This is a genomic window from Natronomonas sp., assembly GCF_036625485.1.
Lineage (GTDB): Archaea > Halobacteriota > Halobacteria > Halobacteriales > Haloarculaceae > Natronomonas.
On sequence record NZ_JAZKTR010000065.1, the window covers coordinates 1 to 13,398 of the forward strand.

General features: G+C 64.9%; 6 protein-coding genes. 2 read left to right on the forward strand and 4 right to left on the reverse strand.

Translation table 11 applies throughout. The features are described from left to right. Positions 1-6,364, reverse strand: a 6,364-nt coding sequence (locus tag V5A53_RS08075; RefSeq protein WP_332313085.1) for a malectin domain-containing carbohydrate-binding protein, incomplete at its 3' end; no start/stop codon positions are given. Between the two features lie 512 nt (positions 6,365-6,876). On the opposite strand from V5A53_RS08075, the gene V5A53_RS08080 reads away from it, so the two are divergent. Together V5A53_RS08080 and V5A53_RS08085 are read left to right on the forward strand one after the other, a co-directional pair. Continuing rightward, the gene (locus V5A53_RS08080) at positions 6,877-7,239 is read left to right on the forward strand and encodes a hypothetical protein (protein WP_332313086.1); all 363 of its coding nucleotides are present in this window, start codon (positions 6,877-6,879) and stop codon (positions 7,237-7,239) included. Between the two features lie 64 nt (positions 7,240-7,303). Beyond that, positions 7,304-7,948, forward strand: a complete 645-nt coding sequence (locus tag V5A53_RS08085; protein WP_332313087.1) for a DUF2391 family protein — start codon at positions 7,304-7,306, stop codon at positions 7,946-7,948. Positions 7,949-8,067: 119 nt separating this feature from the next. On the opposite strand, the gene V5A53_RS08090 is transcribed toward V5A53_RS08085, so the two are convergent. The 3 genes from V5A53_RS08090 to V5A53_RS08100 all read right to left on the reverse strand — a co-directional run bounded on the left by V5A53_RS08090 (position 8,068) and on the right by V5A53_RS08100 (position 13,087). Further along, positions 8,068-9,762, reverse strand: coding sequence for a thiamine pyrophosphate-binding protein (locus V5A53_RS08090; RefSeq protein ID WP_332313088.1), 1,695 nt, complete (start codon positions 9,760-9,762; stop codon positions 8,068-8,070). 82 nt (positions 9,763-9,844) lie between these two features. Then, complete coding sequence (locus V5A53_RS08095; RefSeq protein ID WP_332313089.1) at positions 9,845-11,986, reverse strand: TRAP transporter permease; 2,142 nt, start codon at positions 11,984-11,986, stop codon at positions 9,845-9,847. A gap of 3 nt (positions 11,987-11,989) precedes the next feature. Continuing rightward, a complete protein-coding gene (locus V5A53_RS08100) occupies positions 11,990-13,087 on the reverse strand; it encodes a TAXI family TRAP transporter solute-binding subunit (protein ID WP_332313090.1) in 1,098 nt (365 codons plus the stop codon). Positions 13,088-13,398: the final 311 nt, after the last annotated feature.

Genomic DNA, 13,398 nt, shown 5'->3' on the forward strand with positions numbered 1-13,398 from the left:
CGGGACTGAAGGTGAACGACGCCGTCGGCAGTTCGTTGGCTTCCTCGACAGTGAGCTGGAAGGATTCGGTCGCGGTGTCAGTGCCATCGTCGACCGTCACGTTGATTGTGTATGGTGAGTCTACTGAGTCGCCGTCCTGTGGGACGATGTCGAGGGTCCCGTTGCCGTCGCCGTCGTCTGTCAGGCTGACGAAGTCCGGCCCGTCCGCCGAGAGCGTCAGTGAGTCGCCATCAGCGTCCGAGGCGTTGACCGCAACCTGGGTCGTGTTGCCCTCGGTGACGGTCTGGTCGTCGATGGCGTCAACCGTTGGCGCGGTGTTCTCGTCGTCTTCGACCGGTTCGACCTCGATCGCCGACACCTTCGCGTTGTCGTAGATTGTCGTGAACTCGACGTTCAGTTCACCGTCCGTCACTTCTACCGTGAATGTCTCCTGAGTCGCGTTCAGCGGGCCGACTTCCGCGTAGATGTCGTACTCGGCCAGGACCTGCTGGTCCTCGATCGAGACGTTGAACACTCGATCGTTCTCTTGGGTTCCGTCGTCGGGACCGTCCGAGTCGACCGTGTCGGATTCGGAGACGCCCTGGTAAATCTCCGCGAAGTGCAGGGTGACCTCGTACTCGCCGTCCTGGAGGGGTACGTCGTAGCTGAAGTCGCCGTACCGCTCGGTCTGGTAGAGCGGGTCATCCTCGGTGTTGTTGATGTCCTGGGAGACGCTGTACGTGGTCCCGCCGGTGAAGGCGGTGTCGGCCTGGAACTCCGTTCCGTCAGAGGCGGTGTAGGCGTCCCCGCCGGCGTTCGTGGCGAAGCTGGTGTCTCCAGTATCGCCGGTGTCGCCCTCTTCGAGCTTCAGGACGACCACGTTCGAGTCGAGGCCGGTGTCGGCTCCGGGCTCGCCGTGGGTCGCCACGAAGTAGTTGTAGCCGCCGACGTCGGTGGTGTTGAGCAGCGTAACGGGCACTGTCGCCTCGCCGTTCGAGTCGAGCGTGACCGTCTCGTAGTTCACCTGCTCGATCTTGTTGGCCTCGTAGTCCTCGATGTCGTAGCCGGGTTCGCCGGAGCCGTCGGTGTCCGGTACGTTCTCGAGTTCGAGTTCCGCTTCGACGTGGAGCAGCGTCACCGTCTCGCCGGGCTGGCCGGTGACGGTCACGGTCTGGTCGGCCTCGCTGACCGTCGCCGCGCTGTGGTGATCGCGGAGCACGCCCTCGTCGAGAGTGACGCCCTGAACACCGATGCTCGGTGCCGACGCGACGGACTCGTTGAGCGTCGCCTGGGCACCGCCCTCGCTGCCGTCGCCGAACAGTTGGGTCTCCTGGACGCTGCCGTCCGCGTATTCGACGTTCACGTTAGCGCGCGCGAGTTCGAGACCGGAGACCGGTCCCGCCTCCTGGGAGCTGACCGTCGCGCCTTTGATGCTCGTCGGGTCGTTATCCGCCGAGAAGGTGACCGTCTCGCCGGGCTCGAAGTCGGTGAACTCGATGGTCAACACGTCGTAGCCGTCCGAGTCGTTCACGCCGTTGTGAGGCTGGCTGAAGACGTCCTCGTCGTCAGTGCTGACCACACCGACGCCGTCACCGGACTCGCTGTCGATTTGGAGTCCCTTGGCGGCCTGATCGCCGGCGGTTCCGTTGGGGTCCCACACCATGTCGGGCATCGACGTCGACGAGAGGTCCATCGTGAACGTGGAGATACTCTCCTCGCCCGTGTTGGTGAGCTGGAACGAGCCGCCGCCGTAGGTGCTCGCCTCGGTACCGCTGTTCGGGGTCACGAGCAATTCGGCGGAGCTCGCCGTCTCTGCAGGTTCGGAGACCGTGACGGTCTGGGTGGTGTTGTCGGTGACGCCATCGTCGTCGGTGACGGTGAGCGTGACGTCGTAGTCGCCGGCCTCGTCGAATGTGTGGGTGGCCGTCTCGCCGGAGGCGGTGGTCCCGTCGTCGAAGTCCCACTCGTAGCTCGCGATCGAGCTATCGTCGGTCGAGTCCGACGCATCGAACGTCACGTCCTCACCGACGGTCGGCGAGCTCGGCGAGACGGTGAACGACGCCGACGGCGCCTCGTTGTCGTCGCCGATGGTGGCGTCGGTCTGCCAGAGGTTGATCAGCTCCTGCATCTTCTGGAAGTCGATGGTCTGACCGCCGGTGTTGGGCACCTCAGCGTCGGTCTGCCACCAGTTGATCGCCGTCTGGATCTCGGTGAACTCGATCTGCGTGTCGTCACCGTCCTCGTCGTAGCTCGCGACCGCTTCCTCGATAGTCAGCGTGTCGTCGGATTCGTCGACCGCGACGATCTCGATTGCGTTGACCATCGGATTCTCGATCGACCCGTGTGCGAAGTCGACGTCGATCGTCCCGTCGCTGGTGACGGTGAAGTTCTTCATCGTGCCGTTGGCGTGGCCGACGTCGGCGACCGGGTCGTAGTTCGTCAGGACCTGCTGGTCCTCGATCGAGACGTTGAACTCACGCTGGCCCTCCTCGCTGGTTCCGGAGAACTGGTTGCCGAAGTAGAGCCGCACTTCGACCTGCTGGCCGTCCTCGACGGGGAACTCCCACTCCATCGGGGTTCCGTCATCTGGCTCGTCGTACCGTTCGGTGTCGAACACCGCGTCGGGCGTGCTGTCGGGCACGTCGTCCGTTGGCGTGACCTCATCGCCGCCGTTGTAGGTGTCGGTCCCGCTCGGGTCGACCAGGTACTGCGACGGGGTCGTTCCCGTGTCGGCCGACCAGTCGGGACCGTCGTCGAGCGCGGCGAGTTCAGCCCCGCCAGCGTTCACGCGGTGGAGGGCCTCACCCGCGGCGAGGTCCGTATCCTGCACGGTGACGTTCACCTCGTCGGTGTCGGTGTCTTCGCCATCGGAGACGTCGACCTGGAAGGTGAGCGTCTCGTCGGCGTCGACCTCCGGCGCGGTGAACGTCGGCGTGGCCGTGTCAGCGTCGGTCAGCGACACCGACGTGCCGGCCGTCTGCGTCCAGGAGTACGAGAGGCTGTCGCCGTCGGGGTCGCTGGAGCCCGTGGCGTCGAGCGTCACCGACGTTCCCTCGTCAACGGTCTGATCGGTGCCAGCATCGGCGGTCGGCGGCTGATTCGCCGGTTCCTCCAGTGGTTCGACGTAGAGGTTCTGCCACGTCGCGTCGAACGTCGAGTCGGCACCGTTCGAGGTCGCGATGACGCCCACAGCAGTGCCGTTGCCGTCGGCGGTGTCGAACCAGCTCGTCGGGACAGTCGTCTCGTCGACGAACTGCTGCTCGCCGCCCTCCATCGTGTAGTACGCCTCGACGGTGCCGTTGCTCGGGTACATCGTCATCGAGAGCGTAGTCGCGTTGCCGGCGGTCGGTGCCGGCGGGTTGGCGACGTCCGTGAAGCTCCCGGACTCCTCTTTGGCGAGTTGCACGCCGGAGTTACCGTCGGAGCTGAACCCGGTCGCCGTGAGCTTCACGTAGTTGTCCTGGTCGCCGGTACCGACGAAGACGCCCTGCGACTGGAACGACTCCGCGTCGCTGGGAAGCCCGTTCACGGTGGTCTCGACGGTGAAGGGTTCGTCGGCGTTCACGCCGACCTGGTAGCCGTGTCGCTGGGTGTTGGTGTCCTCGTAGGCGTCATTCTGGTCAACACTCTCGACCGTCAGGACGTTGGCCGCGCCGCCCGCGATGACCTCCTCCGAGTCGTAGAGGTCCTGGTAGTTCGACCCGTTCATCATCACGCCCGTGAAGCCGAGGTCGAGGATAGTGTCAGGGTAGGAGTTGGGCTCGAAGTCGTAGGTCGCCGGCAGGTCGTTGTCGAGGCCGTTGTTCGGGTCGACCGCGAACAGGTCCTCGGTGTCGTTGATCCCGTCGTTGTCGTCGTCGGGATCGTTCAGGTTCGAGGTGCCGTCGTCGTCGAAGTCGGGCGGCGTCGAGGCGGCCGAGCACGGATCGCTTCCGGCGTCGATCTCGTCGGCGTTGTCGTAGCCGTCGCCGTCCTCGTCGAGCGAGGAATCGTAGTCGCCGGTACACTCGTCACCGGTACTGCCGTCGAAGTCGTCCGGCTCGAAGACGGTGACGTCGCCGCCGCCGTGGTTGGCGGTCCAGACGGTGCCGGCGAAGGCCTCGGTGTCACCCTGGGCGGTCACGCCCAGCGCGCCGCTCTGACTCAGGGGCGAGCTGACGTCGGTGACGCCGTCGCCGGCCGCGTTCAGCTGGACCCGCTTGATCGTCCCGCTCCCGGCCTCTACGACCAGCAGGTCGCCCTGCATGCCGCCGTCGAAGTTCGAGGCGGTGTACTCGGTGATGCCACCGGTCCATCCGAACGTCGGGCCGATGGAGTTGTCCTCGCTCGGGTCCTGGTAGTCGCACTCGATCGGATTCGCCATGTCGAAGGGAACCGGCGTGTTAGATGCGTTGAAATCGAAGTACTGGTTCCCGTCAGCGTCGTAGAGCCCGGCGCCGTCCGGGTTCGCGCGGATCGGCGCCGCGTGGCCGCCGTAGCTCCCCTCGGTCGCCAGGTGGAGCTGGTCGCCGGTTCCGTAGCTGCCGTCCTCGTTCGGGTGGTTGGTACAATCGCTCTCGACGATGTCCCCGTCGGAATCTGCGGGTTGTCCGCCCCAGCCGCCGTTCGGTCCGTTGTCGATGACGTAGAGCTGTTCGTCCTCCGAGAGGACCAGGTCGTAGGGGTTGCGGTACCCCGGCGAGTAGACCTGGACCGGACCGCCCTCGACGATCTTCGCCTGGTTGAGGCCGTCCTCGCCACCGAACGGAAGAGTACCGCCCTGGACGGTGGGAATCGAGTAGTAGTAGTCCAGGTCAGGGTAGTTGCTGTTCTCGTTCTGGAGGCTCTTCTCCTGGTAGTTCGCCTCGATCTGCGCGAGGTCTATCTCCAGGGCCGCCGCCGACAGCGCGTACTCGGGCGTGTGTCCGAAGTTGTCGCCGGGGGCACCCTTGTTGGTGTGGCCGCCCTGAGCGACGTACAGCGTGCTCTCGTCGTCGGTGAGATCCAGGCCGTTCGTGGCGTGGTTCTCCTCCGAGCGCGGCAAGCCGAGAACCATAACGTCGTGGTCGAGGCTCGCGAGGCTACCGTCGTCGTTCCAGTCGAAAGTCAGACGCGAGATCGCCCCCGAGTTGGTGTCGGTGTCGTCGTCGTCCTGCCCGACGTCGATCTCCGGATCGCTCGATGAGACGTAGACGACCGGCTGGGACGCGGTGCCGCCGACAGTGAGGCCAGTTATCTGTCGGTTGGTCTCACCGGTATCGAGGTTACCGAAGTCGTCGTGGTTCGGAATGTCCTTGATCGCGTCGATCTGGGTCTCCTCGACGACCTGGTAGCTGTCCTCCCCGGTGCGCTCGACTTCGAGCGCGTAGACGGTGCCGCCCTGCGTGGAGACGTACGCGCGACCGTCAGGCCCGAAGTCGATAGCCGTCGGGTTCCCCGCGCTGAAGCCCTGGAGCTGTGACTTGCTGAACCCGACCGGCACGTCGCTTGCCCCCTCCCCCGTCAAATCGACGGTGACCGGCGAGTTCGTTCCGTTGTGCGTGACCTCCATGGTCGCCGCGTGCGCCTGTGCCTCGTCCGGCGCGTAGGTCACGTCGACCGTCGTGGACTCGCCGGGAGCGAGAGTGACACTCCCCGAGAAGTCCTGCGAGAACTGATCCGCGTCGGTGCCGGTGATTGACACGTCCTCGACGGTGATGTCGGGGTGGGACTCGTTGCTGGCGTTCCCGAGGTTCGTCAGCGTCACCGTCTCTGTCTGGCTGTCTCCGGTCACGACCGTTCCGAAGTCGACGCTGGACGGCGACGCGCCGAGCTCGTCGGGCTTCGACTCGGCCTCGACGATCTCGATGGCGTTGATCTGGGGATTCTCCGTCACGTGCGCGAAGTCGACGTCGATCGTCCCGTCGCTGGTGACGGTGAAACTCTTCATCGCGCCCGTGTCGTCGCCGTACTCTTCGATGATGTCGAAGTTCTCGATGGTCTGGTCCTCGACGCTCACGTCGAAGACGCGGTCACCCACGCTGCTCGTTCCGGAGTAGCCGTCGTAGAAGTAGAGGCGCACCTCGACCTGCTGGCCGTCCGGGACGGAGAACTCGTACTGCATCTCCTCACCGTCTTCTGGATCCCAGCGTTCGGTCTCCCAGATCTGAGACGGTGTCCCGTCGGGAACCGAACTATCTATCGAACTCGGTTGGCCGTGAGAGGAGGTTTCGTCTCCGCCTGCTACCATGTAGTCGATGAGTGGGCTCCACTCCTCGCCGTCACCCGTCGTGAACCCGCCGCCCGCGTTCGCACGATAGAGCGTATCCTCGGCTGCTACCTGTGTTACGGCTTGGCTCTCGACCGCTGACGACGATGTCGCGGCCCCGGCTCCCACGGCCCCGACAGCGACGATCGAAATGACCATCAGAAGCGAGAGTACGCTGGCTAATATTTGTTTCCGGAGAGTCGTGGAACTCATATCGCATCTGCCACAGCGAGTGTTCGTTGTAATAATCTGCTTACCGTGATGGGAAAAAGAGATTATCCGATATGCAGCTTCTAAAACCAAGCAGTACCGGCCGATATGTCGCGACTGTATCTCTTTGCAGGATACCCGAATTGATGTCCGCTCGCCGGAACGTGCCGACGTATCGCGGTATCTCCTTCATAACAGTTAACACACATCACATACGTCGTGGTCTGGGTCGGTCCGGGTTCGCAGATGGGGCCCGATCGTTGCGTCGCTACCAAGAGGTCGGGAGCGAGGGTATCGATATCCGAGCGACGGTGGCGGTGGAAGTTCCGAGTAAGGCGGTCCCACTCGAGTTCCCTTGCCGCAACCGGATCGCCGGTTCGGGTTTCTCGATCGCAGCCGGAACGAACGACCACCGCTGGCTGTTCCGTGCGCCTAAATACTCCGCCGACCAACCCAGACCTGTGCCCGACGGTTACGACAGCGATAGCGACGATTCCGTCCCGCCGGTCGAGGTCGACGACCTGCCGACGGTGGCCTGTTCGCAGTGCGCTCGTGAATGGGATCTCGAATACGAACTCGACGAGTTGCGCGTCGGCAATCAGGCGCTCGAACGGTTCGCGCTGGACCACCACCGCCATACCGGCCATTTCCCCGACGAGATAACGCCGTGGGTCGTCGCCTGCCGGCAGTGCCCGGACGGCGACGAGTTCCTCGAAGAGCGAGCGGCCCGCCGCTGGGCGGAGACCCACGCCCGACACACCCGCCACAGCGTGACGCTCCGCCACGCGGACGAGGAGGAATCGGTCATCGATTCCGATTCGTAGCTCACTCTAAAATCGCGCCGACGTGGCAGCAACGCTTTTCGAGTCGACGGCCGAGTTCGGGGGTATGACCGATTCAGAAGTCGACGCGAACGACGTCGGCGTCGACGATGTCCGGAGTCGACTGGAGGACCTCGAAGCGGCGGTCGACGACGAGTCCGAGCGCCGCGAGGTTCGGGAGGCGATTCGGCTGGTCGACCGCCTGCCGACCGACGGCGTCCGGGACCGCATCGACAAGTTCACGCGCCGGGATATCGCCGAGGCGTTCGTCGGCAGCATCCTCATCTCGCTACCCATGCTCGTCGAGGATGGCGTCAACGACATCGCCGCTCACCTGCTGGCGGCACCGTCGCTTTTGTTTATAAATGTCGGCTTCGTGGTCGTTATGACTGCTGGGATGCTGTACTACGCGGAGTTCCGGAACGTGGAGGTCAGTCGCCCGCTGTTCGGCATCGTGCCGCGTCGACTGGTCGCGATCCTCGCAATCGCGTTCATCACCGCCGCCTTCACCATGACCGTCTGGGGGCGACTCGACGGCTGGACCGACCCGGCCGTCGCGCTGTCGCGGGTGTCGGTGGTCTGGGCCGTCGCCTGTTTCGGGGCCGCCCTCGGTGACATCCTCCCCGGCGAATCGACCGGCGCGGACATCAACGACGAACTCGACGAGTTCGGCGAGCGGTTGGGCATCGGCGACGACGAAGGGCTCTTTTGAGCGCGATTTAGCTGTTCGAAAATCGCGGTTTCCGGCCTCTCATACGGACCGTTGTAGTCTCTCACCGGTCATCGCTGCCCCGTGCTGGCGATGCCGGTACATCGTTACAACGGTCCGTATCAGTCGTGAACCAGCACGTCGATGACGTCGGTGCCCTCGCTGTTCAGCGCCTCCTCGTAGACCTCGGGGAACTCCTCGGGTGTCTCGACGAGGTGGCCACGGGCGCCGTGGCTCTCGGCGTTCTTCGGGATGTCGACGTGGGGTTCGAAGTCCATGCCGACGAACTCGTAGTCGTCCTCCTCGCCGCCCAGCATCTTCATCGTGTTGTCCTTCAGGATGCGGTAGTTGCGGTTGTCGGGAACGACCACCGTGAGGTCGAGATCGTAGCGGGCCGCCGAGTAGATGGCGTTGGGGTAGTAGAGATACGAGCCGTCGCCGATGTAGCCGACGACGTTCCGGGGGTCATCGCGGAGGTCCTCGGCGAAGGCCGCGCCGATCGAGGCGGGCAGGCCGTAGCCGAGGCCGCCGCCCTTGTTCGAGAGGTACTGTTCGGGCGCCATCGGGAACCGCGTCAGCAGCGCGAACTTCGAGGTGACGCCCTCGTCGACGATGTAGGTGTCCGGATCGACGGCTTTCATGTTGTCGACGAGTTCGGCCTTCGACGACCGGGTCTCGCCCTCGGGTTTCTCGTCTTCGCCCATGTCCTGCATCGTCGATTCGAGGCCGGCCTTCATCGTCTGGACGTAGTCGAGACGTTCCTGTCGGTCCTCGTCGCTGAGGCGGGCCTCGACGCGCTCGGCGATGGCGTCCATCACGCGGCCGGGGTCGCCGATGACCGCTGCGTCGGCGGGCTGGTTCTTGCCGACCTCCCACGCGTCGCTGGAGACCTGTATCGTGGTCGTATCCTCGGAGATGAGCGGCTGTTCGTGGCGCATCAGGGTCGTGTTGGTCGAACAGCCGACCAACCCGATGGTGTCGGTATCCATCAGCATCGAGGCGATGCCCTCGTCGGGGCCGATAAAGGATATCCACTGGTCGTGGTCGGTCGGATAGTTCACCTCGCCGGCGAGAATCTCGCCATGGACGCGCGCGCCGGTAGCCTCGGCCAGTCGGACGGCGGCGTCGACGGCCTCCTTCCCGGCGCGGGCGACGTGGTCACCCAACACGAGAACTGGCTGGTCGGCCTCGACGAAGTGGTCGGCGGCGGCCTCTATCTGGGCCGGGTCGCCACCCCCAGCATCGGGGATGGGGCCGAGCCGTTCCGGTGAGGCGTCGGTTTCGGTCTGCATCACGTCGGCGGGCAACGCGAGGAAGACGGGCCCTGTCGGCGGCGTCATCGCGACCCGGAAGGCCCGCCGGATCATCATCGGCAGGGCGTCGATGTGGGTCACCTCCGCCGAGTACTTGCAGAACTGGTCGACGAGTTCTTCGAGGTCGCCGGTCAGGATGGGCTCCTCGTGGCGGAAGTCGAGTTCGTGGTTGCCGGCGGTGACGACCATCGGCGCGCCGCCGTATTCGGCGCCGAATATGTTGCCGGTCCCGTGGGCGAGTCCGGGCGTGATGTGGAGGTTGGCGACGCCGACCGGACAGACCTCGGGGTCGTCGTCGGCGTGATACCGGCGCGTGGAGGCGTAGCCGGCCGCCATGCCGGTGGCGACGTCCTCCTGGAGGCCGAGGACGTACTCCACCTCGCTTTCCGACAGGGCGTTCATGATGGGTAACTCGGTCGTCCCGGGGTTTCCGAAGAGGTGCTGGACCCCGTACTGTTCGAGGGCGTCGACGAAGAGGTCCGCCCCCGTATACGTATCCGTCATGACGAACTCTGTCGGGGCCAGTGATATATAGTTCATCCCGTCGGAAATCGGCGTAGCTTAAAAGACGAGGACGGCGGCGGGGTTACTGCCGGGACGGCGTCAGCACCGCGGGGAGCCGTCCGGTATTCGTCAACGCGAGGACGACGACGCCGAACGCTGCGGCAGCGAACTGAACGGCGTTCATCGGGGCGAACATCGCGACGAAGGCGACGCCGAGGTAGACGAGTCGGTGCGGCCACGGAAGCCGCTGTAGCCCGTCGTAGCCCACCGTCGCGACGACGAGGGCGACCGTTCCAACGAGGACGACGCCCAACTCGAAGAGGATCGGTTGCACGAGCGCTTCGAGCAGCGCGGTTCCGCCGGCCGCACGGGCCTCGCTGACCACGTACTGCCACTGGATGATGCTGTCGTTGGCGATGAACGCGAAGGGGATGACGAAGCCGGGCGCGCCAATGCGGAGCGCCTGCTTGCAGGACCGCAGGAAGTCCGAATCCGCGATGCGGGCGCCGACGGCCACCGCGACCGCGACGGGTGGTGTAATCGCCGACAACATCGCGAAGTAGAAGACGAACATGTGGGCAGTCAGGTTCTGGACCTCCATCTGGACCAGTGCGGGCGCGACGAGCGCCGCGACGACGATGTAGGCCGCGGGAGTCGGCATCCCGAGGCCGAAGAGGATGCTCGTCAGCATGGCCAATATTAGCAGGAAGACGAGGACGCCGCCCGCGAGTCCGACCATCCGGAAGCTGATGCGGGCGCCGAGTCCGGTCTGTTCGACCATCTGGATGACTACGCCCAGCGAGGCGAGGATGCCGACGAGCGGCGCCATGTCGACCGCGCCCTGCCGGAGGCCGTCGAAGGTCGTCACGGCGAAGTCGACGGCGACCTCCGTCGGTTCCTCGTCGGCGTCGTGGGCGTCGATGAGTCGCTTCAGGAGCGCCGACGGAACCATCGCGACGATGGTGTAGAGGCCGGCGCTCAGCGGCGAGTAGCGCAGCACCATAAGGGTGTACAGCAGGACGGCAAGCGGGAGGACGTAGTGAATGCCGCCCAACAGAACCCGCCTGTCGAAGCGGCCGTCGGCGGAGGTCGTCCACCCGAACTTGTGGACGGTCAGGTGGACGGCGACGCCGACGGCGAAGTAGAACAACAGGGCGGGAATCGCACCCGCCATGACGATCTCGACGTAGGGAATCGCGAGGAAGTCGGCCATCAGGAAGGCGGCCACGCCCATGATCGGCGGGAGCATCTGGCCGCCACTGGAGGCGACCGACTCGATGGCACAGGCGAAGTCCTTGCGGACGCCCTGGTCCTTTATCATGGGAATCGTGAAACTCCCCGTCGTCGCGGTGTTGGCGGCGGCACTGCCCGTAATCGAGCCCATGATCATGCTGCCGACGACCGCGACCTGTACGACGCCGCTTTCGAGGACGTTGCGTACCTCACGGCTCATCCGCAGTACGAACTCCATGAGCCCGTAGGATTTGGCCATCCCGGCGAACATCAGGAAGATGGCGACTGCGGTCGCGCCGACTTCGAGGATGAATCCGTAGACGCCCGTCAGGCCGATTGCGCCGTGGCGGGCGACCTGCGTCCAGTCCATCCCCGTGTGATAGAAGACGTCGGGAAGGTACGGCGAGTCGAAGACGGGGCCGACGAACGCGTAGGCGATGCCGGCGATTACGACGCCGGCAATGACGTTGCCGAACGCGCGGCGGGTGGCGTCGGTGACCAGCGCCATCGCGGCCCAGCCGACGTAGTAGTCGGTCCTCGTCCAGCCGTAGATGGGCGCCCGGTCGAGCAGGCGCGCGTAGTGGAACTCGACGTAGCCCGAGACTGCCGCGGCCACGAAGACGCCGACGACGAGCGCGACGAGGTCGAGTTTCGTCCAGATCGGATGGTCGAGGACGTCGGCAAACGGCGTCTCGACGAGCGAACCGGAGTCCTCGCCGGTGGCGGGTTCGGTCTCGGCGATGCCCGTCTCGTCGTCGGGGTCGGCGACGTGGTTCTCCAGTATCTCGACGAGGTAGAACAGCGCGACGCCGATGCCGAAGAAGACGTTCGCGTAGCGACCGATGTCCGTCCAGAGGGTCGCGGCGAAGTAGACCGTAAAGAGGGTGAGGAACACCCCCAGCACGTAGATGATGCTCCTGAGCGCGAGCTCACCCCGCGGTCGGTCGAACCGCTCTCGGAGACGAACTGTGGGTGGCTTCTCGGGCTCCATCGCCTATTCCTCGTAGCGTTCGAACTCGTCGCGCCAGACGCCGATCTCCTCGTAGAAGTCGGCGGCGGCGGGATGGAACGGCATCCCGTCGTACATGTCCGTCACCCAGTATTCGGGGTCGGCGTGGTATCCCAGCAGGGCGTTGTAGTCCGAGAGGTTCTCACGAGCCTCATAGAGGGTCTCGAGGAGCGCATACAGCGTGTCGTAATCGAGGTCGTCCCGGACGACGAAGTTGTAGGCGAAGGTGATGCTCGGAAGGGTATCCGGGGCGTAGTCGTAGCCGTCGAACTTCGTCATGTCGACGTCGCTGACGAACAGTCGGTCGTCCTCGCGCATCTGCGAGACGGCCTCGTCGGGCCAATCGAGCAGACGGAGGTCGACGCTGCCCTTCATCTCCTGAACCCAGCCGGGCTCGATGTCGCCGTTGAGGATGGTGATCGCGGCGGAATCGATGCGTCCCTCGCTGAAGGCCGACCCGAGGTCGCCGTACTGGACGCTGGTCCGGTCGTACTCGGCGTCGGTTGCGTAATCGAGGCCGTATTCGAGCGCCGGACGGGTCCCCGACCCACGGGGGGTCGGTACGACGCGGCTCTCGCCGGCGATGTCCGTCACCGAGGTCCAGTCGCCGTTGGCCGTCGCGAAGATCCACGGCAGGTTGTAGAGATGGAAGACCTGACACGGCTGGTAGCTGAGGTCGTCGAAGGGTTTCTCCCCTTCCCGGAGGCGGGCGGCCGTCCAGTTCTGGATGTAGGAGATGTCGCTTTCCTCGCGGTCCAGGCGGGCGACGTTGGCGTCGGTCCCCTCGCTGGGGCGGGCATCGACCCGCACGTCGCCGTCGCCGTTCTCCTCGACGGCGGCGGAGATACCTTGACTCGCGGCGTAGGCGGTCGTCCCCGAACTGGAGGTGGTCATCACGAGGTCACCACCGGCGCCGGGGGCCTCGCCGCCGGCGCCGTTTCCGTTGCCGTTGCCGTTTCCGTTGCCTCCGTTCCCACCACCGAGACAGCCAGCGAGCGCGAACGCGCCCACGCCGGCCCCGGTCGTGGTCAAGAACCCTCTACGACTCGTCGCACCGCGGAACGATGGCGTGTCGTCTGCCATACAGGAGCACAACCACGCGGGGGTAATGAATGTCGTGAAATTTACCAACGGTAATCGAGTTTGATTTCATTCCTTCATACGGTATCCGTATACCCGGATTTTATTGAACAATATATATCTGACACGTCAATACATACCAATGTTGTGTCGTGCCAACACCCACTGTTCAACGCAACTTTCGCGAGCCGAAGAACGCTACGGTGATGGACGTCAGTTCGGCTGGAGTGCGTCCATCGTCTGTTCGATCTGGTCGAGTTCCGCGCCGCGCGGGAACGACACCGAGACGGCGTCGGGACCGTCGAGCTCCGCGA